Genomic DNA, 21,940 nt, shown 5'->3' on the forward strand with positions numbered 1-21,940 from the left:
TTTGCGTGTTAAACTTTTGAGGTAATGTCAGAAAAATGTTTTCACTGTGGACTAGAGATAGATAAAGAAAGAATTTCTTTTGACGAAAAAACGTTCTGCTGCAACGGTTGCAAATCAGTTTACGAAATACTAAATCTCAATCAATTAAGTGATTTTTACGAACTAAATAAAAATGCTGGAATCCGACCAAACACAGACGGCTCTTCACAGTTTGACTACTTAGACACCCCAGAGGTATTCAACAAAATTGTAGACTTTTCGGAAGGCAATTCTACCCTAGTAACTTTTAAAATACCTGTAATACACTGTTCCTCTTGTATATGGTTACTCGAAAGCCTCAAAGACATCAACCCCCACATACGCTATTCCCAAGCTAATTTTACGAAGAAAACATTACAAATTTCGTTTAATCATAATGAGCTAAAACTAAGTGAACTTGCTAAGTTTTTAACCAATCTTGGCTATAAACCTGTTATCAATCTAGAAACTAGCGAAAAAAAGGTAGAAAAAACAGACCGAGATTTAATCATCAAACTTGCTATTGCAGGATTTGCCTTCGGAAATGCGATGATGTTCGCCCTTCCTGAATACCTTTCTTGGATTACAAAAGAAAACGACTTCTGGATTAACCAATTTGCTCCTTTCTTTAGATTTTTAACTTTATTACTCTCCATTCCTGTAGTTGCTTATTCTGCTTCGGATTACTACAAATCTGCATGGTACGGACTTAAGAACAATATTGTAAATATAGATGTACCTATTGTTTTAGGGATACTAGTTCTGTTTGGAAGAAGCGTCTACGAAATAGCTACAGATTATGGTCCTGGTTATTTTGATACTCTGTGTGGATTATTATTTTTTATGCTAATGGGAAAATTTTTCCAAAAGCGAACCTATACCGCACTGTCCTACGATAGAGATTATAAATCTTTCTACCCTATCGCTGTAACCAAAGTAGATTTTGAAGGCAAACAAAAAAATATTCTCCTATCCGAAATTAAAGTTGGTGATAGAATTTTAGTCCGAAACCAAGAGATTATTCCTGTTGATGCTATTCTTATTAGTGGCGAAGGCAATATTGATAATAGTTTTATTACTGGGGAATCAGCTACAATACCTAAACAACCTGGTGATAAAATTTTCGCAGGAGCTAAGCAACAAGGTGCTATTTTGGAACTAGAAGTTATTAAAACCGTAGACCAAAGCTACCTTACCCAACTATGGAACAAAGAGGCTTTTAAACAAAAAGAAACAGGACTCGACAATCTCACCAATAAAATAAGTAAATATTTCACATTCATTATATTAGGCATTACGCTAATCGCAGGAATCTATTGGTATAGAATTGATTTAGAAAAAATGTTCCAAGTAATATCTGCAATACTTATAGTAGCCTGTCCTTGTGCATTGGCACTATCTGCTCCGTTTACATTCGGACACATTATGAGAATATTAGGCAGAAAAAAATTCTATGTTAAAGACACTTTAACCATTGAAAAACTTGCCAAAATCAACACACTCGTATTTGACAAAACAGGCACTATTACCTACAACACCAAATCCAACATCAAATATGAAGGTAGTACTATTAGTGAATTTGATTTAAAAAATATTAAAACTTTACTCAAAAATTCCAATCACCCTCTATCTAAAAATTTATACGAACATATAGAAACAACAGATGAATATTTCCCAATAGAAAACTTCCAAGAAATAGCTGGTAAAGGATACTCTGCTCAGGTTAGAAGTCAGATTTATAAAATTGGCTCAGCTTCATTTACTGGACAAGAAAGCAAAAACTTAGAAACTGCTGTTTTCATCAGTAAAAATGACGAATTTATAGGAAAGTTCATATTTAGAAATGAGTATAGAGAGGGACTTTCTGAAATGTATCAAAAGCTCAACTCTTACCCTATCCACATCCTTAGTGGAGATAATGCTTCCGAAACCAATCAGCTCAAAAAAATAATTCCAAATGTAGCCAATATGAGTTTCAACCAAACTCCAGAAGACAAGTTGGACTACATACAAAACCTACAAAATTCAGGACAAAAAGTAGCTATGTTAGGTGATGGTCTTAACGATGCTGGTGCATTAAAACAAAGTAATATAGGGATAGCTGTATCTGATGACACCAACTCCTTTACTCCATCTTCTGATGTTATTATGGATGGGAAATTCATTAACTTTTTACCAGACTATTTAGCTCTAAGCAAAGATGCTATTAAAATAGTATCAGCTACTTTTGTTATAAGTATATTATACAATGTGGTAGGTCTAGGCTTTGCTGTTACAGGACACTTATCTCCTCTAGTGGCAGCTATACTAATGCCTTTAAGTTCTATAAGTGTGGTATCATTTACCTCCGCAACCACTTGGTTAACAGCAACTAGATATTTTAAGAAAAAATCAAATTAGACATTTTTATCTTATTTAGAAGTGTTATAAATTAACTTTTTTTAACAGTTACTGATTTAAGTCATTATATTTTCCTTAATTTTGGGGGCAATTTAATTTTATATTTGCGAACTGTATGGAGATACTATATTTGATGGTCATATGCAGTGTGTCTTTAGCTGTTGTTTTCTTGATAATATTTATTATCGGAGCTAAGAAAGGGCAGTTTGAAGATGATGAATCTCCTGCTGTGAGGATACTCCTTGATGACGAAGCTAAAAACAAAGAAAATAAAGAGAAAAACAATAAAAGTGATTAGTTAATATGGAAACACAAAAGTTTAGTTATGACAACAGCATTGTGCGTGCGTTCCTTTATGCAACCATCGTCTTCGGGATAGTTGGTTTCATTCTTGGACTTACGGCGGCGGCGATGCTTTTCTATCCAGAACTACCAGAGTTTTTATTTGGTACTGATGACACTACAATCGCCAGTTTAAGAAGTGGGGATTTACAAGGTCTTATCAACACCCAGGGAGCTTTTGGTTTTGGTAGAATCAGAATGTTGCACACAAGTGCAGTAATTTTTGCCTTTGTAGGAAATGCGATTTTCGCAGGGGTTTATTACTCATTACAGAGGTTGTTGAAGGCAAGAATGTATAGTGATACACTTTCTTGGATTAACTTTTGGGGATGGCAAATTACTATCGTAGCGGTGGTGATTACTTTCTTCATGGGTATCAACACTTCTAAAGAGTATGCTGAACACGAATGGCCAATTGATATCCTTATCGCTGTGGTATGGATTATTTTTGGTATCAATATGTTTGGTACAATAGCTAAAAGAAGAGTAAGACATCTTTATGTAGCTATTTGGTTCTACATTGGTACTTGGGTAGGTATTACAATGCTACACGTATTCAATAATCTAGAGGTGCCTCTTTCTTTTACTGGTTGGAAGTCTTATTCTGCATATTCAGGAGTAAAAGATGCTTTAGTACAATGGTGGTATGGGCATAACGCCGTAGCATTTTTCTTGACAACCCCTGTACTTGGTCTGATGTATTACTTCTTGCCAAAAGCATCAGAGAGACCTGTCTTTTCTTATAAGCTTTCTATAATCCACTTTTGGTCTCTAATCTTCGTTTACATTTGGGCTGGACCACACCACTTACAGTACACATCTCTACCTGCTTGGGCACAGGCATTAGGAACAGGATTCTCTATTGCACTTATCGCTCCGTCTTGGGGAGGTATGCTTAATGGTTTATTAACATTGAGAGGGGCTTGGGATAAGGTAAGAGAAAATCCTATACTCAAATTTTTCGTGGTAGCGGTTACTTGTTATGGTATGGCTACATTTGAAGGACCACTATTGGCAACTAAAACATTAAATAAAATTGGACACTTTACTGACTGGGTAATCGGTCACGTTCACATTGGTGCTTTAGGGTGGAACGGATTCATGGCGTTTGGTATGATTTACTACCTAGTTCCTATTATGTGGAGAACTAAACTATGGTCTGTAAAATTAGCTAACTGGCATTTCTGGTTAGGTACTTTAGGTATTATTCTATATGCTGTACCTATGTATATCTCTGGATTTACTCAAGGTTTAATGTGGAAACAATTTAACCCAGACGGAACTCTACTTTACAAAAACTGGTTAGATACTGTAACTGCAATTATCCCTTACTATTGGATGAGATTCTTTGGAGGTATCCTTTACCTATTAGGAGCTATTCTTATGGCAGTGAATGTTGTAGCTACTGTGAGAAAAGGTTCTTTCCAAAAAGAAGTACCTGCAGAAGCACCTGCACTTGCTAGAATTAGTGATGCAAGAAAAGAAGGTGAAACTGTTCACCTTTGGATTGAAAGAATGCCACTTTATTTAACTGTATTAGCATTTTTTGCACTAGCAGTTGGTGGTATCGTTGAAATTATTCCTACACTTACTGTTAAGGATAATGTACCTACTATTTCTTCTGTTAAACCTTACACTCCTCTAGAATTAGAAGGTAGAGATTTATACATCCGTGAAGGTTGTAATGCTTGTCACTCTCAAATGATTAGACCATTCCGTGACGAGGTAGTTAGATTTAACGGTAAAAACGGACAGTATTCAAAAGCTGGGGAATTCGTATATGACAGACCTTTCCTTTGGGGTTCTAAGAGAACTGGTCCAGACTTACATAGAGAAGGTGGAAGAAACCCTGATTCTTGGCACTTTAAGCACATGCTAAACCCAAGAGCTACATCAGCAGGTTCTATAATGCCTCGTTACCCTTGGTTAATTGCTAATACATTAGATCGTTCTCAGACTAAAGATAAGTTAGAACTTATGAAGAATGTATTTAGCGTGCCTTACACTAAAGCTGAAATAGATACTGTAGATGCATGGATGGACAATCAAGCTAAAGGAATTGTAAGTAGAATTTATGCTGAAGCTGATGACGTTAAGAGAGCATTTGCTAAAAAACAGCAAGAAGAAGGAGCTGAGTTTGTTCCTCTTGAAAAGAGAGAGATTGTAGCACTTATTGCTTACCTACAAAGATTAGGTACTGATATTAAGACTACTGAAGTTAAAACAGCAAGTGTAAAATAAATTATATTATCACTAAAGGAGCATATAGTAATGATACCACAAAACTTTAAAGATATATTATCTAATACCGAAGGTACTGGATTTTACCAAAGTTTAGCACTCATATTATTTATCATATTTTTTATTGGAGTGGTATACTATGTTATGAGTAAGCCTAAAAAGTATTATCAAGACGAAGCTAATGCTCCTTTAGATGACTGAAATACAAAACAGTTCTAAAAATTAAGAAATTATGAAACAAAGAACGCCCGTTTATGTGAACATTTTAGTAATACTTACAATATTATTTATTGTGTATTATATGTTCGTTCAAAATGCATCTTTTATTACTTCACCTTACTTTTGGGGAACAGTAGTTATTAGTGTCATTTTAGCAATGATACATGGTGCTATTGGAGATTTAATTGAAAATCAAAACTTCGCTAAACTTTCTGACGAGGCTAAGAAAGCTTACTTAGAAGAGAAGAAAATACCTTACTGGAAAAGACTTTGGGATAGTGCATTCAAAAAGCAATCTGCTTCTGAAGAAAAAGATATCATTATAGACCACGGTTTTGATGGTATTATGGAGTTAGACAACCAATTACCTAAATGGTGGCTAGGGTTGTTTTGGCTAGGATTTACATACTTAGTTGTTTATATTCTTGCTTTCTCTTTTACAGATTTCGCACACCCAGACAAAGAGCATGAGGTTGAGCATAAAGAGCAACTTGCAAGTATAGAGCAGTGGATGAAAGATACTCCTCCTCCTACAATTGATAACGCAGTATATTCTGCAGACAATATTGCAGAAGGGGAAGAAATTTTCAAAACTAACTGTGTATCTTGCCACGGTGATGGTGGTAAAGGTGGTATTGGTCCAAACCTTACTGATAAATATTGGATTAACCATACAGAACCTACTCTATTTAGAGAAGTATTCCACATGGTAGAGAACGGTTCTCCAAACAACCCTGCGATGCAAGCTTGGGGTAAAAATGGAGTTCTTACTGGATTTGATATTGAAAAGGTAGCAGCTTATGTTTACCATATCAATCAAGAAAAAGCTCCTATCACTCAATCCGAAGGAGGTGCTGCACCTCAAGGTGATGAAGTGAAGTGGGAGAACTAATACCATAAAATAAAATCCATATCAATATGGCTGATAAAGAAGTACAAGGCACTGGAGCCGTAATAGAAGCTACCACTTTCCGTGATTCTGTAGGAACCATGGATAATACAGGGAAAAGAAAATGGGTATACCCCAAGAAGCCCAAAGGTAAGTTTACTGATTATAGGAACTATGTTAGTATTTTTTTATTAGCCATATTTTTTATTCTTCCGTTTATTAAAATAAACGGAAATCCATTTCTTCTAATAAATATCCTTGATAGGGAGTTCTTTATTGTAGGACAACCTTTTTATCCTCAGGATTTTTTCATTCTTGCTCTAGGAGCAGTTACTTCTATAGTATTTATAATTCTATTTACCGTTGTTTTCGGAAGAATATTCTGCGGTTGGATTTGCCCACAAACTATTTTTATGGAAAATGTATTCCGTAAGATAGAATATTGGATTGAGGGTGACAGAAACAAGCAAATAAAACTAGACCAACAGCCTTGGAACTCTGAAAAGATAAGAAAAAGAGGGCTTAAATGGACAATCTATATCATTATCTCTTTAGTTGTAACTCATTTTATGTTCATGTACATTGTAGGTTACGAAGAGGTATTTAGAATAATGAAAGAAGGTCCTATAGAATACCCTACTAACTTTTTGGTGATGTTGCTTTTCACTGCAACATTCTATTTCGTATTTGCATGGTTTAGAGAGCAGGTATGTACGCTTGTTTGTCCATACGGAAGGCTACAAGGTGTTCTTATAGATAAGCAAACTATCAATGTTTACTACGATTTTAAGAGAGGTGAAAATCGTTCTAAATGGCGTAAGAATGAGGACAGAGCTGCCGAAGGTAAAGGAGATTGTATCGATTGTAACCAATGCGTGGTGGTATGTCCAACAGGAATAGACATCAGAAATGGGCAACAACTAGAGTGTGTTAACTGTACTGCGTGTATAGATGCCTGTAATGAAGTCATGGAAAAAGTAGGCTTACCTAAAGGACTCATAAGATACGCTACCGAAGATGAAATAGAACAAGGTAGAAAGTTTAAGTTCACCTCTAGAATGAAAGCTTACACTGCGGTTTTAATAGCATTGATGACTTTTGTATCGTTCCTTTTATACAATAGAGGAAGTATGGAGGCTAAATTCATCAAACCTGCAGGAAGTACATTTTTTATATCTGGTAACGAAATTACCAACACTTACAATTACACCTTACTTAATAAATCTAGCAAGGACTATGTAGTAACTTTCAAGGTTTTAGAGCCTGCTAATGGAGTTATAAAATATGGCGGTTCTAGCAAAATAGTATTAAAGAGAGATAAAATGGAAAAGGGAACAGTAAATATTAGCTTCCCTAAAAAAGAAATAAAACTTTCTAAACAGAATTTAGTAATTGGTGTCTATGATAAAGACGGTAAGTTACTCACTACTTTTGAAACTTATTTTGAAGGAGAATTTAATTTGCAATTTTAAATGAAAAATTTTAAGTTCACTTGGGCACATGGAGTTGTAGCTGCATTAGGTTCGTTTATACTATTTATTCTTTATCTCATATTTGTGTTCTCTCATGGGCAGCAGAATTCTGAATTGGTTTCAGATAATTATTATGAAGATGAGCTAGCTTATCAAAGTGTAATAGATGCTAAGAAAAACGCATCAACGATTGAGAATGCTCCTAAATATCAGCAAACACCTTACGGAATAAGTATCGTATTTCCTTCTGAAAATAATAATCAAAATACTAAAATAAAGTTTGTTCTCTATAGGATAGACGACCAAAAGTTAGATGTAAAAAAGGACATGACCTTAGATGCTAATAATTCCTTTCTCATTCCTAAAAAAGTTTTAGTTCCAGGAGGCTATATTCTAAAACTAATGTGGACAAAAGATAACAAAGATTATCAAATAGACTACGACTTAGTATGGAAATAACCCTCATCATAGCAGCGCTTACTTTAGGTTTCACAACAGGATTCCATTGTATTGGTATGTGTGGACCTATAGCTCTTTCTTTAGGACTTTCAAGAAAGCAACAGGTTAACTTTCATCTTCAAAATATAACCTATCAATTAGGAAGAATTTTCACTTATTCTATATTGGGAATTTTACTAGGACTAATTGGCGAAGGCTTTCAGTTAGCTGGAGTTCAAGGTTGGCTTACCATTTTTGCAGGAATTATTTTAATCATAATGGCTCTTTTTTCTTTCGGAAACGGAGATTTTGCTTCTAGAATACCTTTTCTCTCGAAATTTTTATTAAAAATAAAACTCAACCTAGGAAAATTATTATCCAAAACCGATTACTCTTCAAGGTTTTTAACAGGAGTGCTTAATGGTTTTTTACCATGTGGAATGGTTTATGTAGCCTTGGCAGCATCTCTAGTGGCTGGTGGAGCTATACAAGGAGGATTATTTATGATGTTATTTGGACTAGGTACTTTCCCTTTTATGTTTGTTACTGTTTTATTAGGTAACATGCTTAATATAGCTACTAGAAATAAAATCCTAAAAATAATGCCTGTAGTAATGCTTATCTTAGGTGGGCTCTTTATACTAAGAGGTCTAGAGTTGGGAATCCCTTATTTATCACCAAAGAAAGAAGCTCTCAGTATAGAAAACAAAATGTCCCCTAAAGACAAGGGACATCATAGTTGTCATTAAAAGCATTAGGTCTTATCCTAAAGTTTTCCTACCTATACTTTTGTAATAAAACCCTGTTCCTTCTACTTGTTCTAAGGCAAACATATTTCTACCATCAAAAATAGCTTTACCATTCATTTTTTCAGCCATCAAATCAAAGTTAGGATTTTTAAATTCTGACCATTCCGTAGCTATTAGTAAAGCATCAGCTCCTTCTAATGCAGAATACATATCGCTCGCATAAGCAATCTTATCTCCTAACACTTTTTTCACATTAGACTCTGCTATCACATCATAAGCTGTAATTATAGCTCCTTTTTCTAATAAAATTTTAATATTATCTAAAGAAGAGGCTTCTCTAATATCATCTGTATTCGCTTTAAAAGCCAAGCCCCAAAGTGCTATCTTTTTACCTTTTAAATTTCCTTCAAAATACTTTTCTATTTCTGACACCAAAATCACCTTTTGATTTTGGTTTACATTTTCAGTCGCTTCTAATATTTGGAAATTAAAATCAGCTTCTTTACCAGATTTTATCAACGCCTTTACATCTTTAGGAAAGCAGCTACCGCCATACCCAATACCTGGGAATAAGAAACGATGCCCTATTCTATCATCACTGCCCATTCCTAGCCTTACTTTATCCACATCAGCTCCTACTCTTTCACAGAAATTTGCAATTTCGTTCATAAAAGTAATTTTAACTGCTAAGAAAGAATTAGCTGCATATTTGGTAAGCTCCGAAGATTTTTCATCCATAAAAATAATCGGAACTCCCGTATTGGTAAATGGCTGATAGATTTTTGCCATAATCTCTCTTGCTTTTTCAGAAGAACTTCCCACCACTACTCTAGCAGGATTCATAGAATCTTCCACCGCAAAGCCTTCCCTAAGAAACTCTGGATTAGATACCACATCAAACGGTATTTGTGTTTTAGTAGCAATAGCATTTCTAACTTTATCTGCCGTTCCTACAGGTACTGTAGATTTATTAACAATAACTTTATATTCTGTAATAATATCGCCTATATCGTTAGCTACTTTGAGTACATAAGATAAATCCGCTGAACCATCTTCCCCTGGAGGAGTAGGTAAAGCTAAATAAACCACTTCACTTTGGTCAACAGCTTCTTTTAAGTTGGTGGTAAAAAACAATCTCTGTGCTTGAATGTTTCTCAAAAACATTTCCTCTAAATTAGGCTCATAGATAGGAACGATACCTTTTTTCATTCCCTCAACCTTTTTCTCATCTATATCAACACAGTAAACTGTATTTCCTAGTTCTGCCAATGTTGTCCCTGTAACTAGTCCTACATAACCAGTACCTACTATAGTAATATTCATAAATATTATAATTTATGCCACAAAGATAACCAAAATATCAACATTCTACTTTCATTTTCAGCTATCATATCAAATACACTCATCTCTACAAATAGATTTCTGTTCAATAAACTTTCAATTTCTTTTTTCTCATTTAGCTAAAAACACTTACTTTTATCCAAATTTTTTCAAACTATGATTTTAAGCAGAATTTGGAGTGCTTTTATTTTAGTTGCCATCGTGGTAGCTGGTGCTAAGTATTTATTCTCTGATAATTATAAAGCTATTTATAATGATATGGTAGTAGGCAAAGGTGGCGACACCGTAAATATCACTACTAAACCAATTAACGAGTTCCATCCCAATGCTATAGAAAGTTTTCAAACTACACCTGTTTTTATAAATAAAGGGATTCATTATGAATATCAACCTAACAGCAATAATGTTAAAGTTTACAGAATACAAGAGACCGATGGTGTAATAGGTACGAGTAAAACTGCCGTAGATATATGTATAGGTCTTATAGGTATTATGACGCTTTTTATGGGCTTTATGAGTATTGCAGAAAAGGCTGGTGGCATCAACTTATTAAGTAGAATGATACAACCTTTTTTCTCTAAGCTCTTCCCAGAAGTTCCTAAAAACCACCCTGCTTTTGGGCATATGATGCTCAACTTTTCTGCCAATCTTTTAGGGCTAGACAATGCCGCCACTCCTTTTGGTCTTAAGGCGATGGATAGTCTACAGTCCCTAAATCCTGATAAGGATAAAGCAAGCAATGCTCAAATCATGTTTTTATGTCTACACGCTAGTGGACTTACCCTTATCCCTGTTTCTATTATTGCTATAAGAGCTTCTATGGGTGCAACTACACCTACAGATATATTCTTACCTTGTATGATAGCTACCTTTGCAGCCACTATGGCATCAATGATATTAGTTTCTATAAGACAAAAAATAAATTTACTTCAACCCGTGGTGTTAATATACTTAGGAGGTATTTCTGCTATTATAGCTGGATTGGTCTTATTTCTTGTTCAATTAAATAAAGAGGAGCTAGATAACTTTAGTAAAGTTTTAAGTAATGGTATTATCCTTTTGATATTCTTTGCTATTGTGCTTGGGGGCATCTATAAAAAAATCAACATTTTTGATGCTTTTGTAGAAGGAGCTAAAGAAGGCTTCTCGGTGTGTGTTAAAATCATACCTTATTTAGTAGGAATGCTCATTGCCATTTCCCTTTTAAGAACTTCGGGAGTATTCCACATCATTATAGATGGAATGAAATGGATTGCTGATATGGTAAGTCTAGACACTAGATTTGTTGATGGACTTCCTACCGCACTCATAAAACCACTTTCGGGCTCTGGAGCAAGAGGTATGATGGTAGATACAATGGCTACCTTCGGAGCCGACTCATTTCCTTCTAGATTGGCTGGAATTTTACAAGGAAGTTCTGACACTACCTTCTATGTTATTGCTGTTTATTTTGGAGCCGTAGGTATCAGAAATACTCGCTATACAGTTGGTACTATGCTTCTAGCAGACTTAGTAGGCATTATCACTTCTATTACATTAGCTTATTTATTTTTTGGATAAAATATGATTAAACAAATCCCTATAGAACGAATCTTATTTCTAGATATAGAAACGGTACCTCAAGAAGAAAGTTGGCAAAACCTCCCAACTGAAGAACAAAATCTTTGGGATAAAAAAACTTTACATCAACGCAAGGAAGAGATAACCGCAGAAGATTTCTATCATCAAAGGGCAGGCGTAATGGCAGAATTTGGAAAAATAATCTGTATTTCTGTAGGAATGATAGACCGAAACGAAACACTTAAAATAAGAAGTTTCGCTGGGGATAACGAAAAAAAATTACTAGAAGAATTCGGAGCTATATTCAATAGCACTCGCCTTACCAACGTTATCCTATGTGCACACAACGGAAAAGAATTTGATTTTCCTTGGATTGCAAGAAGATTTTTAGTTAATGGTATGATGCCTCCCTCTCCTTTTCAATTATTCGGAAAGAAACCTTGGGAAGTTCCGCATTTAGATACTTTGGAGCTTTGGAAATTTGGAGATTATAAAAGTTTCATATCACTAGAACTAATGGCTCATATTTTTAGCGTTCCTACTCCCAAAGACGATATAGATGGTTCTATGGTTGCCGAAATTTATTATAAAGAAAAAGATTTACCTAGAATTATTAAATATTGTGAAAAAGATGTTTTAACTTTGGCGAATATTTTTAGAAAGTTAAGACAAGAAGATTTATTGAGTTTGTCAGAAGACTAACGGATTATTTAGAGAAATGATGAAATATACAGATGAGCAAATCACAGAGATAGGAGAAGAAATCATAAAGACTCTCAAGACAGTCTACGACCCTGAAATCCCCGTAGATATCTATGAATTGGGGCTAGTGTATGATGTTCAAGTTTCAGACGAAGGCAAGGTAAAAGTAGTTATGACACTTACTACACCTAACTGTCCTGTAGCTGAAACTCTTCCTCAAGAAGTAAAAGATAAAGTTAGCGAAGTAGAAGGCGTAACCGAAGTTGATTTGGAACTTACATTTGAACCATCGTGGACAAAAGACATGATGAGTGAAGAAGCTCGATTTGAACTAGGAATGCTATAAAAAACTAAATTTGTAATTATAAAGCCTTTTCGTTGAAAGGGCTTTATCTATTTAATAGAACAAAATTTATCAGTATAAGCATTTCATCAACGGCTATAGTGCTCAAAATTTCATCATTGTATTTTTTCAATTAAAAAAATATTCTTACCTTTGCAGACCCTTAGAGGGAAAACTATGTTTAATCATAAACGATAAATTGTGAATACATTAAGTTACAAGACAGTATCGGCAAACAAAGCTACCGCTAATAAAGAATGGGTTGTGGTAGATGCTGCCGGGCAACCATTAGGACGTCTAGCGTCTAAAGTTGCGAAGATTTTGAGAGGTAAGCACAAAACAAACTTTACTCCACACGTAGATTGCGGAGATAATGTAATTGTTTTGAATGCTGGGAAAGTAGAACTTTCTGGAAACAAGTGGGCAGATAAGACTTACATCTGGCATACAGGATACCCTGGTGGACAGAAGTCTATGACTGCAGAAGAGCTTAGAAAGAAAAACAGCCTAAGAATTTTAGAAAAATCTGTAAAAGGAATGCTTCCTAAAAACAGACTTGGTGCTGCTATTCTTAAAAACCTTTACTTATACGAAGGTACTGAGCACAAGCACGAAGCTCAACAGCCGAAAGTAATTAACATTAACGAATTAAAATAAGATATGTCTACAGTACACAAAATAGGAAGAAGAAAAACTTCTGTAGCTAGAGTTTATGTAAAACCTGGAGCAGGTAAAGTTACAGTAAACGGTAGAGATGTAAAAGACTACTTCAACACAGAGGTTCTTGTATATAAAGTAAACCAACCTTTCTTACTTACGGAAACTGCAGAGCAGTATGATGTTACTGTAAATGTTTTCGGTGGAGGTATTACTGGTCAAGCAGAAGCTATTAGACTTGGGGTTTCTCGTGCTTTATGCGAGATTAACGAAGAGTTTAGAGCTGTTCTTAAGCCACACGGTCTTCTTACTAGAGACGCTAGAATGGTGGAAAGAAAGAAACCAGGACAGAAGAAAGCTAGAAAGAAATTCCAATTCTCTAAGCGTTAATATTTTTGTGGTATGGCTCAATTTTGTAATCAATTTTATTACAAAAACACAGTCTACTACACAACAAATTAAAATTGCCCGTTATGTTTAGCATCCAAACATTTCTCCCATCTTAAGAAATAGTTGATTGCTCAAAAAAGCGGAAAGTAAACTAACAAACATTAAAACAATGGCAAAAGTAAATGTAAAAGACCTCTTAGAGGCAGGAGTACACTTCGGACATATGACTAGAAAGTGGAATCCTAACATGGCTCCATACATCTTTATGGAGAAAAATGGTATTCACATTATTGATTTACATAAAACAGCTGTAAAATTAGAAGAGGCTTGCTCTGCTTTAGAAAAGATAACTTCTGCAGGTAGAAAAGTTCTTTTCGTGGCAACTAAAAAACAAGCTAAAGAAGTTGTAGCTAAGCACGCTTCTGAGCTTAATATGCCTTACATCACTGAAAGATGGCCTGGAGGTATGCTAACTAACTTCGTTACTATCAGAAAAGCGGTTAAAAAAATGAACGCTATTGATAAAATGAAGAAAGATGGTACTTTCGAAACTTTATCTAAAAAAGAAAGATTACAAGTTGATAGACAAAGAGCTAACCTAGAGAAGAACTTAGGTTCTATCGCTGATATGGTGCGTCTTCCTTCTGCTATCTTCGTAGTAGATATTATGAGAGAGCACATTGCGGTTACAGAAGCTAAAAAACTAGGTATTCCTGTATTTGCTATCGTAGATACAAACTCTGACCCTAGAAAAGTAGATTATGTAATCCCAGGAAACGATGATGCTTCTAAATCTATCGATATGATTTTAGGACAAGTTTCTGCAGCTATCAAAGAAGGATTAACTCAGAGAAAAGCTGAAAAAGAAAAGTCTAAAGAAGAAAAGGTTTCTGCTGATAAAGATGCAGACTTTGATGCTTAATTAAAAGTTTTAACTTTATAAAATAAAATAGAGTGGTCTCAAATGTTGAAACCACTCTATTTTTTATTGACATATTTATTATTTCTTCTTATACAGAAAGTAATCTTGTCCTATAGGACGAATATTATAAACTGTGCTAATAGGAAAAGGTGCAGATTGATGAACCTCTTTAATAGGATATTCTTTAAGTAAAGTATATTCTTTATCAAACTTTTCTTTTTGTGTAGCAGACATTCTATAAAGTCCATTTTCTCCAGCCTTTACTCCTATGGTTAATATATAAGTAGGGTGATATTTATTAATTAGATTTATCCACGCATAATCAAAATTAGCTATCATTTCGTTAGTCATTTTTTTATCTACTAATCCTACCTCGTCCCAAGTTTTAAGCCTTGTATAGAACGGTATTTTGCCTGCAGGTTCTAAAACGATACTTTCATTTTTATTTGCACCCATTTTTTCTAAATCTTTCACCATTTGTATTCTTTGAGTATATTCCATATAACCAATACTCAGTGATTGCAAATACTGAAATGCTCCAAATCCTAAAAATAATATAGGCAATAACAATCGGCTGATTTTGTAACTCAGCAAATACCTTACTATAAAATACACTACAACGGCTGCCATAAATACTCTAGGCAACCAGTAATACCAATCAAAATGAGCTCTCAGAAATACAAATATGGTAATTTTTGTAACCGCAAATGTAAATATCATGAGTAATACTCTTCTTTTATTAGTATCAAATTCTCTTTGTACAACATATATTAAAAGCCCTACAACAGACACAAAATAAAGATAAAATACAGCCATCATTAGAGTCCCTGATATTTTAAGATATCCTCCATAATAAGCTAATTGATGGAAAAAGGCTTTTATACTAAATTCAACAGGTGCAGGGTAAGCTATTTTCTTAGCTACAATAGTGTGATTAACAATATCTCCAAAATACAAATAGTTAAATATCAACACACTTCCCAATCCTAAAAGACCTCCAAAAAAGAAATAAGGATTTATTTTACGAGTAAATATTAAAAGAAGTAATCCTAAAATCCCTAAAAATATTACCGTGTCTAGTCGCGTCCATATTAGCAAAATAGGCAAAATGAAATATACTATATTTTTATTCTTAACAACAGCGTAGTATATAAAAATGGTATAAAGAAAAAATAGCAAGCCATACTCCATACCTAGTACAGAAGCAGTAATAGAAGGTGGTAATAGGTTGAGTAAAATTACAAACCAAAACAGCTGTTTTCTTTCGGAAAAGAAAACTTTACCTAAAAAAATACTACCTAGTCCAAACAAAAACGAATTTACTAGAAGGATAACATAAACAAAATATTCCCCCGAAATAAGCTGAAAAAAAGCAGACAAAAACACATACAAATGCGTAGTGGATGCAGATATAGGCTCCTCCCCATTAAAACCTATCACACCATAATCTATAAGGTTTTGTGCTACATTCCAAGTGATGAAAGCGTCTTCTTGAATATGGTGTGTAAATAAAAAAGGTATTTTTATCAATAATGTTATAAGTAAGAGAAAAAAGTAAGAGCTGAAAAATGAATGGTTTTGCCTCATATTGAAAATCATTTACTTTGATTAAATAGATAGAGTAATTAAAGCTTTAATTTTAAATGCACCGGAATATTTAAACCTACCCCTACATTAAACCCTCTTAAAGATTTATCATTAACTGTCTGATTAGGAATTTGGAAAGCGTATCCTGCGGTAACATCTAGTATTCCAAAGAAACTAAGCCCTACCTTTGGAGCAAAATATTTAGTGGTAGTTTCTATACCTATTAGACCGTAATAAGAATGATTAAGCGTTTTATCTTCCTGAAAGTTAAATAAAATATCTCCCTGTAATTTAGGAATTACCGCAAACTTTCCGTTAGGACTACCCAACATAGCAGAAGCTCCCAATCGGTACATAATATTATCTTTCTTTAGAAATAAAAGTCTTCCTCCTACCTCTCCAAAATTAGCATTTTGATAATTATACCCTACAAATATCATCGGGTGTGTTGCCATTTTATTTTGGGCTTTGGTATAGAACAGTCCAAACGAGACTGATACTAAAACTAACAAAATAGTTTTAGTTTTATTTATAAATATATTTTTCACTTCACAGTATTATTAGATACAAAAATACAGAAATTTAATTTGCTATAAAGATTACTCATCTGTCAAAATAAAAAACCACCTTAGGGTATTTCTCTAAGATGGTTTCGAATATATATTATTTAAAATTAATTTACTTATTCATAGACATCAAGAATTCCTCATTACTTTGAGTACCCTTCATTTGTTTCTGAACAAACTCCATTGCTTCTACAGGATTCATATCAGAAAGATATTTTCTCAAAATCCACATGCGCTGTTGGGTAATTTCATCATGAAGAAGGTCATCTCTTCTAGTACTAGACGCCGTAATATCTACTGCTGGGAAAATTCTCTTATTTGCTATTTTTCTATCTAGAACCAGTTCCATATTACCTGTCCCTTTAAACTCTTCAAAAATCACTTCATCCATTTTAGACCCCGTATCTATAAGAGCCGTTGCAATGATGGTAAGCGAACCTCCACCTTCTATCTTTCTTGCCGCCCCAAAAAATCTTTTAGGTCTATGCAAAGCGTTGGCATCTACCCCACCAGAAAGTATCTTACCAGAAGCAGGTGTTACTGTATTGTAAGCTCTTGCTAAACGTGTGATAGAGTCTAACAAAATCACCACATCATGCCCACATTCTACCATTCTTTGAGCTTTAGAAAGCACTAGATTAGCTACCTTAACATGCTTTTCAGCAGACTCATCAAAAGTAGAAGCTATCACCTCGGCATTTACACTTCTTTGCATATCGGTAACCTCTTCTGGGCGTTCGTCTATCAGCAAAATCATCATATAAGCCTCTGGGTGATTAGCCGATATAGAGTTAGCTATATCCTTAAGAAGCATTGTTTTACCTGTCTTAGGTTGAGCAACAATCATAGCTCTTTGCCCTTTACCTATCGGAGCGAACAAATCTACCACTCTAGTAGATGTAGTAGTATTAGCCCCTGTTAAATTGAATTTTTCTTGAGGAAATAACGGAGTTAAATGTTCAAAAGACACACGGTCTTTAATGAAACTAAGGTCTCTACCATTGACCTCTAATGGCTTTTGTAAAGAGAAATATTTTTCGCCTTCTTTAGGAAGTCTTACTGTGCCTTTTACAGTATCTCCCGTTTTTAGCCCATAATTTCTAATCTGATTAGTAGAAACATAAACATCGTCTGGAGAAGAAATATAATTAAAATCGGCAGAACGCAAGAAACCATAGTTATCAGGCAAAATTTCAAGCACTCCTTCTATAGTGATTAAATTATCAAAATTAAAGGACTTATCTGTTTCCTGCTCGTTCTTTTCTTTGTGATTAGTGTTAGGCTGTGATTGATTTTTGTGTTTCTTAGATTGTTGTTGTGGGTGAGGTTTATCTTCTTTAGCCTCTGCCTCCACTGGAGTATCGGTTACCTTAGTATTCTCAGGTATTGTTTGCTCCGTTTTTTTCTTCACTCGCTTTCTTTGAGTCTTTCTCTGAGAATTAGATTCTTGTTGTTCCCCTTTAGTATTCTCTGCAGAAACTTCTTCAACTTGTGAAATTTCAGCGTCTTTCGTTTCTACTTCCTTAACTGCATTATCTGCTTCTGGAGTCCTTTTTTCTCTCCTATTTGTTGTTTTCTCTACCGCTTGAGAGTCTTCTTGAATTTGATGATTCTCTTTCTTTTCATTAACTATTTCTGTAGAGTTATAATAGTCTTTAGTTTGTTGTGGATTAGAGGCTTGGAAATCTAAAATAGCATAGACTTTATCTTTCATTGTAGCCCCTCTACCTGTTTTAATGCCTAAATCTTTAGCGATCTTCGTAAGTTCAGCCGAAGATTTAGCCTCAAGGGTTTCTATATCAAACATAATTGAATTATATTTCTGTAATATTTAAAAATGTGGATTATTTAATCTAAAAAAGTGTAACTCTACCCAAGAGTTGAGTAAGAGTTTATACTGAATCTGTACTGCAAATCTACATTATTTTTGACAAATACAAAAAATTATTCCTATTTTTGCACTACAATTTAAAACTATACAACTAAACCGATGCTTCAAAGAATACAAACTATTTGGATGTTTTTGGCTACTATGGGAGCTGTATTTCTTTTTGTATCATCTCAAGATGTAGAAGTTATGACTATGGGGAATCTGCCTATTCTATTAGGTTGCGGATTACTGGTAGTACTTCTATCTCTTAGTATTTTCAGTTTTAAAAATAGAAAAAGACAAATCATGCTGAACCGCATCAGCATTTTTATAAACGCTTTGTTGATAGGTGTATTGATTTACTGGTTACTAAACTTACCTGGAGGAATAGATTTTCCTGAGAAAGGTATTGAGCCGCTGTTTGCGTTTATTTCTATTGTATGTTTGCTAATCGCAAATGTGTATATAGCGAGAGACGAAAGGCTTGTAAAATCTGTGGACAGACTTCGATAAACTCACAACGATTTTTTTATTTTGAGTGAAAAGCTCCCATTTAGTTGGGAGCTTTTTTTATGGAGGATAAACAATCGTAATAAAGCCCCAAAGGTCATCTATAATTATGGTATACCCAATATCTACATTGTCAGAGGTGTTCTACTCGTATGAGCAGAACACCTCTGCTCGGTAAGGCAGAGCGTGGGTGATAATAGCACCCCATTGACATTATTTATGGAAATATTTGTTTTTCATTTTATTTAAAGGGAGATAATCTTATATCAAACTGAAGATAGTTCACTCGTACGAGTGAAGCGCCTTCACCTTAGGCAGTGAAGTCCCTTCCTCTTATAAAGTGAAACCCCTTCCTTAGCACCTAAAGGAAGAGGTTCGTTATTAGAAGCTCCCAAAATCCACTATACAATGGTAATTGGGGTGTTTAGTTGAGACGCAACCATGCTTTTAAAGTGTTCATAATGTATAAATTTTTGATGTTATAGTTGACAATAAGCCTAAGACAGGAAGGATTTAGGCTTATTGCTATATTTATACATTTTACAATCATCTATTCATTTTGGCTAAGTACAAACGTGACACTCTAGCTAGTTTCGGGTACTAGTCTTGTATGCAACGCAGAGGCGTAGCTTTTGAACGTAGAGAATGCAATGTCCCAAGTGGACCCGGATCATCACTAAATGAGACCTTAAGTAACCGTGACCACATATCATCCCAAGTATCAGAAAGCCAGTATGTTGAACCAAAACCAACACTATAAAAATTAGTCCATTCACCTGTTCTACCACCAGCTGTTGGGAATCTGAAATCCAAGCTATAATATAAAAATTTAGACAGCAATGTACCAGGGGGCATAACTGCATTAAGTTTTTCAATATCTGCAGAAGAAGGCACATGAAATCCAATAGGACACGGATTATTCTCCCCATTTGCTAACCACATATAATGACTTGCTGTATTTATATTAACATCTCGAATAACCCATCCCAAACCTTGTTCTCCTCCCGTTATAAAACGATTTGTACCTGCATTTATCCATGAGCTAGACAATGAGCCTGAGCCTGAATATTTAGGCAAACCTTGTATAGATGATTTCCAATTAATCAACTCATGACCGTCTGATTTTCGTTGCCACTGATAAAGGGATCCATATCCTCTAACATCCCTCTTTATTTGCAATGTAGTAGGCGTCATCAAATTATTACCATTTTCATCAGTTGAACCAGCACGATGTAAAGGGTTAAAATAATAATTTTTTAATGTAGCATATCCTGCTCCTAAATCGTTCGTCAACCAAGCTTTACCATCAGGCGCTGTAAAAGGCATATAAAACATATCGTGTTCATATTCATCAGCTGCCCATGCTCCTGCATATGAATTCGTCTTCTGATCCGCATAACGATCTGGTATTGCAGGTAAAAGACGAAGTTCAAGATTTTTTACTAACTTATCCGTTTTAATATTAAAAGTAGTTAATAATATACCTTTCCCGTCTTGACCTATCCCTCGGTTCATATCCAATTGAACCAACTCTATAGGAGTCTCCGCACAGATAAATGCATCTACCTGTATGCTCGTATTATTAGTAACTAATGTTCCTATCTGTTCTCCCCAATACAATTGCAAATAAACTTTTTTATCAGTAGCCGAATTCTTAATATACCTCGCTGGAATTGTAGCTTCCGCTATAATCTTATTATTGTAATAATCAAATGTCATAAAAGAACCATTTCCCGATTTATTTATAAATTTTATCGGCACATGGTACATTCTCCTGTCAAAAGCCTCTTGAATATTCAAACGAAAACTTCCTCCAGATACATTATACGCTCCTATTCGCCCTTGATAATTCAATAATGGATCCGTAGTTGCATTTGCATTTTGACTACCAAGCTGAGCCGTAACGGGTTGTGATGCTAAATCCAAACTATTCATAGGATAGTAGTTATTGTCGTAAACCGACGCTACATAACGTATAGATTGAACCTCCATCTCCCACCCATCAGGTAACTGTATCCCACTGGGAGCATCCAACGCTTGCAATACCACTTGAGCTTTACTCCATTGTAAAGTAACAGCAAGTATTAGTAAGTAAATGATTTTGTTTTTCATAAAGATATTCTTTTTAAAAAGGGCTTTAAAGCCCTTTTACCGTTATCACTTAGTTAACCGCATCTCCCGTAATCGTCGCTGTATTAACTGTATCTTTAATTACACCTATTGAGGAGAATCTAGCTCTGGTTTTGGTTCCTCTAGCCGTTTCTAAAGTAACTCCAGAACCTGCTACCATCACCTGACCGGCACCTTTCTGCACAATAACACAACTAAATCCTGCAGGCAAAGTACTCGGTACAGTTACCGTAACTGCAGAAGCACTATTAACATAAACATAACCGCCATTATCCGTTGTCGCAAGTGTTACACTGGTAGTAACTGTACGTAAACCTCCAGAAGGTGTCCAAGCCGTTCCATTCCATGTTAAAGTCTGACCATTCGCAGGTGCTGTATTAGCTACATTACGCCCTTGGATACGAGCTACCGTAGTAGCATTATTATTCGCTGCTGCCGTAACATCTCCCGTTAAAGCCGCCCTTTGGAATGAGGTTCCACTTAATGTAATAGAGGTAGAGCCCGAGTAGGTGGTATTTGTATTATTATCTGCCGCTGGTGCCCATGCCGTTCCATTCCATTTTAATACCTGACCGTTAGCTGGTGCTGTATTAG

General features: G+C 34.9%; 20 protein-coding genes and 1 pseudogene. 15 read left to right on the top strand and 6 right to left on the bottom strand.

Annotated features, from left to right (window positions below; all coding sequences use genetic code 11):
• Positions 1–24: 24 nt before the first annotated feature.
• The 8 genes from GXW81_RS09865 (at position 25) to GXW81_RS09900 (ending at position 8,768) form a co-directional block, all read left to right on the top strand.
• Entirely contained in the window at positions 25–2,418 is a 2,394-nt protein-coding gene (locus GXW81_RS09865; RefSeq protein ID WP_161532178.1) for a heavy metal translocating P-type ATPase metal-binding domain-containing protein, read from the top strand.
• Between the two features lie 115 nt (positions 2,419–2,533).
• Positions 2,534–2,716, top strand: coding sequence for a cbb3-type cytochrome oxidase assembly protein CcoS (gene ccoS, locus GXW81_RS09870; protein ID WP_052911647.1), 183 nt, complete (start codon positions 2,534–2,536; stop codon positions 2,714–2,716).
• Between the two features lie 5 nt (positions 2,717–2,721).
• A complete protein-coding gene (gene ccoN / locus GXW81_RS09875) occupies positions 2,722–5,001 on the top strand; it encodes a cytochrome-c oxidase, cbb3-type subunit I (RefSeq protein ID WP_161532179.1) in 2,280 nt (759 codons plus the stop codon).
• A 30-nt stretch (positions 5,002–5,031) separates the two neighbouring features.
• Positions 5,032–5,202, top strand: a complete 171-nt coding sequence (locus GXW81_RS09880; protein WP_161532180.1) for a cbb3-type cytochrome c oxidase subunit 3 — start codon at positions 5,032–5,034, stop codon at positions 5,200–5,202.
• Positions 5,203–5,233: 31 nt separating this feature from the next.
• Entirely contained in the window at positions 5,234–6,112 is an 879-nt protein-coding gene (locus GXW81_RS09885; RefSeq protein WP_161532181.1) for a c-type cytochrome, read from the top strand.
• A gap of 26 nt (positions 6,113–6,138) precedes the next feature.
• Positions 6,139–7,581: a cytochrome c oxidase accessory protein CcoG gene (ccoG, locus tag GXW81_RS09890; RefSeq protein ID WP_161532182.1), complete on the top strand. Its 1,443-nt coding sequence runs from the start codon at positions 6,139–6,141 to the stop codon at positions 7,579–7,581.
• Complete coding sequence (locus tag GXW81_RS09895) at positions 7,582–8,040, top strand: FixH family protein (protein WP_064968581.1); 459 nt, start codon at positions 7,582–7,584, stop codon at positions 8,038–8,040.
• On the top strand, positions 8,031–8,768 hold the full coding sequence (locus tag GXW81_RS09900) for a sulfite exporter TauE/SafE family protein (RefSeq protein WP_161532183.1): 738 nt from the start codon (positions 8,031–8,033) through the stop codon (positions 8,766–8,768). Before GXW81_RS09895 ends, GXW81_RS09900 begins: the two co-directional genes overlap by 10 nt.
• A 12-nt stretch (positions 8,769–8,780) precedes the next feature.
• Here the strand turns inward: GXW81_RS09900 and GXW81_RS09905 are convergent, their stop codons facing one another.
• Complete coding sequence (locus GXW81_RS09905; protein WP_161532184.1) at positions 8,781–10,091, bottom strand: UDP-glucose/GDP-mannose dehydrogenase family protein; 1,311 nt, start codon at positions 10,089–10,091, stop codon at positions 8,781–8,783.
• Positions 10,092–10,265: 174 nt separating this feature from the next.
• On the opposite strand from GXW81_RS09905, the gene GXW81_RS09910 reads away from it, so the two are divergent.
• The 6 genes from GXW81_RS09910 (at position 10,266) to rpsB (ending at position 14,683) form a co-directional block, all read left to right on the top strand.
• A complete protein-coding gene (locus GXW81_RS09910; protein ID WP_161532185.1) occupies positions 10,266–11,669 on the top strand; it encodes a nucleoside recognition domain-containing protein in 1,404 nt (467 codons plus the stop codon).
• Positions 11,670–11,672: 3 nt separating this feature from the next.
• Positions 11,673–12,371: a 3'-5' exonuclease gene (locus GXW81_RS09915; RefSeq protein ID WP_014937446.1), complete on the top strand. Its 699-nt coding sequence runs from the start codon at positions 11,673–11,675 to the stop codon at positions 12,369–12,371.
• A 19-nt stretch (positions 12,372–12,390) separates the two neighbouring features.
• Positions 12,391–12,717, top strand: a complete 327-nt coding sequence (locus GXW81_RS09920) for an SUF system Fe-S cluster assembly protein (RefSeq protein WP_153935886.1) — start codon at positions 12,391–12,393, stop codon at positions 12,715–12,717.
• 198 nt (positions 12,718–12,915) lie between these two features.
• On the top strand, positions 12,916–13,371 hold the full coding sequence (gene rplM / locus GXW81_RS09925) for a 50S ribosomal protein L13 (protein WP_014937448.1): 456 nt from the start codon (positions 12,916–12,918) through the stop codon (positions 13,369–13,371).
• A 3-nt stretch (positions 13,372–13,374) separates the two neighbouring features.
• A complete protein-coding gene (gene rpsI / locus GXW81_RS09930) occupies positions 13,375–13,761 on the top strand; it encodes a 30S ribosomal protein S9 (protein ID WP_004916691.1) in 387 nt (128 codons plus the stop codon).
• Positions 13,762–13,930: 169 nt separating this feature from the next.
• Positions 13,931–14,683 (top strand): 30S ribosomal protein S2, encoded by a 753-nt coding sequence (gene rpsB / locus GXW81_RS09935; protein WP_038694216.1) that lies wholly within the window; start codon positions 13,931–13,933, stop codon positions 14,681–14,683.
• 78 nt (positions 14,684–14,761) lie between these two features.
• On the opposite strand, the gene GXW81_RS09940 is transcribed toward rpsB, so the two are convergent.
• The 3 genes from GXW81_RS09940 to rho form a co-directional block, all read right to left on the bottom strand.
• Entirely contained in the window at positions 14,762–16,213 is a 1,452-nt protein-coding gene (locus GXW81_RS09940) for a hypothetical protein (protein WP_161532186.1), read from the bottom strand.
• A 95-nt stretch (positions 16,214–16,308) separates the two neighbouring features.
• The gene (locus GXW81_RS09945; RefSeq protein ID WP_161532187.1) at positions 16,309–16,818 is read right to left on the bottom strand and encodes a hypothetical protein; all 510 of its coding nucleotides are present in this window, start codon (positions 16,816–16,818) and stop codon (positions 16,309–16,311) included.
• A gap of 130 nt (positions 16,819–16,948) precedes the next feature.
• The gene (rho, locus tag GXW81_RS09950) at positions 16,949–18,643 is read right to left on the bottom strand and encodes a transcription termination factor Rho (RefSeq protein ID WP_161532188.1); all 1,695 of its coding nucleotides are present in this window, start codon (positions 18,641–18,643) and stop codon (positions 16,949–16,951) included.
• A gap of 183 nt (positions 18,644–18,826) precedes the next feature.
• Between rho and GXW81_RS09955 the strand changes: the two genes are divergently transcribed.
• Entirely contained in the window at positions 18,827–19,219 is a 393-nt protein-coding gene (locus GXW81_RS09955; RefSeq protein ID WP_161532189.1) for a DUF4293 family protein, read from the top strand.
• A 597-nt stretch (positions 19,220–19,816) separates the two neighbouring features.
• Here GXW81_RS09955 and GXW81_RS09960 read toward each other — a convergent pair.
• Together GXW81_RS09960 and GXW81_RS09965 are read right to left on the bottom strand one after the other, a co-directional pair.
• The gene (locus GXW81_RS09960; RefSeq protein ID WP_161532190.1) at positions 19,817–21,250 is read right to left on the bottom strand and encodes a hypothetical protein; all 1,434 of its coding nucleotides are present in this window, start codon (positions 21,248–21,250) and stop codon (positions 19,817–19,819) included.
• A gap of 127 nt (positions 21,251–21,377) precedes the next feature.
• A pseudogene (locus GXW81_RS09965) lies at positions 21,378–21,940 on the bottom strand (hypothetical protein); the annotation flags it as partial.

The sequence above is a fragment of the Riemerella anatipestifer genome, from assembly GCF_009932355.1.
Lineage (GTDB): Bacteria > Bacteroidota > Bacteroidia > Flavobacteriales > Weeksellaceae > Riemerella > Riemerella anatipestifer_E.

Bases quoted from the DNA above. Each gene is read 5' to 3' on its own strand.
- GXW81_RS09865 (WP_161532178.1), top strand. From the start codon at position 25: ATGTCAGAAAAATGTTTTCACTGTGGACTAGAGATAGATAAAGAAAGA.
- ccoS (WP_052911647.1), top strand. From the start codon at position 2,534: ATGGAGATACTATATTTGATGGTCATATGCAGTGTGTCTTTAGCTGTT.
- ccoN (WP_161532179.1), top strand. From the start codon at position 2,722: ATGGAAACACAAAAGTTTAGTTATGACAACAGCATTGTGCGTGCGTTC.
- GXW81_RS09880 (WP_161532180.1), top strand. From the start codon at position 5,032: ATGATACCACAAAACTTTAAAGATATATTATCTAATACCGAAGGTACT.
- GXW81_RS09885 (WP_161532181.1), top strand. From the start codon at position 5,234: ATGAAACAAAGAACGCCCGTTTATGTGAACATTTTAGTAATACTTACA.
- ccoG (WP_161532182.1), top strand. From the start codon at position 6,139: ATGGCTGATAAAGAAGTACAAGGCACTGGAGCCGTAATAGAAGCTACC.
- GXW81_RS09895 (WP_064968581.1), top strand. From the start codon at position 7,582: ATGAAAAATTTTAAGTTCACTTGGGCACATGGAGTTGTAGCTGCATTA.
- GXW81_RS09900 (WP_161532183.1), top strand. From the start codon at position 8,031: ATGGAAATAACCCTCATCATAGCAGCGCTTACTTTAGGTTTCACAACA.
- GXW81_RS09905 (WP_161532184.1), bottom strand. From the start codon at position 10,091: ATGAATATTACTATAGTAGGTACTGGTTATGTAGGACTAGTTACAGGG.
- GXW81_RS09910 (WP_161532185.1), top strand. From the start codon at position 10,266: ATGATTTTAAGCAGAATTTGGAGTGCTTTTATTTTAGTTGCCATCGTG.
- GXW81_RS09915 (WP_014937446.1), top strand. From the start codon at position 11,673: ATGATTAAACAAATCCCTATAGAACGAATCTTATTTCTAGATATAGAA.
- GXW81_RS09920 (WP_153935886.1), top strand. From the start codon at position 12,391: ATGAAATATACAGATGAGCAAATCACAGAGATAGGAGAAGAAATCATA.
- rpsI (WP_004916691.1), top strand. From the start codon at position 13,375: ATGTCTACAGTACACAAAATAGGAAGAAGAAAAACTTCTGTAGCTAGA.
- rpsB (WP_038694216.1), top strand. From the start codon at position 13,931: ATGGCAAAAGTAAATGTAAAAGACCTCTTAGAGGCAGGAGTACACTTC.
- rho (WP_161532188.1), bottom strand. From the start codon at position 18,643: ATGTTTGATATAGAAACCCTTGAGGCTAAATCTTCGGCTGAACTTACG.
- GXW81_RS09955 (WP_161532189.1), top strand. From the start codon at position 18,827: ATGCTTCAAAGAATACAAACTATTTGGATGTTTTTGGCTACTATGGGA.